The following is a 237-nucleotide window of genomic DNA, read 5'->3' as shown; positions in this document are numbered from 1 at the left end:
CTGCATTGCCGAACCCGGTGACGTAGCCCAACCCACCCTCTAAACCACATGGAAACGGAATCGGGGGTTAACCATGTACACATCCATTGGAGATCAAAAAATGCAAAAGATCATCGCTCAGGCAAAGCGGTTTGCACGCGACGAAAACGGCATTACGGCGCTTGAGTATGGGATGCTCGCGGCCCTGATCACGGTGCTGATCATGGCGAGCATCGCATCGATCGGCAGCACGCTTCA

At 54.4% G+C, this 237-nt stretch carries 1 protein-coding gene; it reads left to right on the top strand.

Annotated elements, in window-relative coordinates; translation table 11 throughout:
- Positions 1–73: 73 nt before the first annotated feature.
- Positions 74–237: Flp family type IVb pilin (locus AB4Y44_RS43005; RefSeq protein WP_368702866.1), on the top strand; the 164-nt coding region annotated here is incomplete at its 3' end.

Origin of the sequence: Paraburkholderia sp. BR10937 (assembly GCF_040965695.1) — a bacterium.
Taxonomy (GTDB): Bacteria; Pseudomonadota; Gammaproteobacteria; order Burkholderiales; family Burkholderiaceae; genus Paraburkholderia.
The sequence above is the reverse complement of the archived record's forward strand: the minus strand, read 5'-3'. Positions and strand labels throughout refer to the sequence as shown.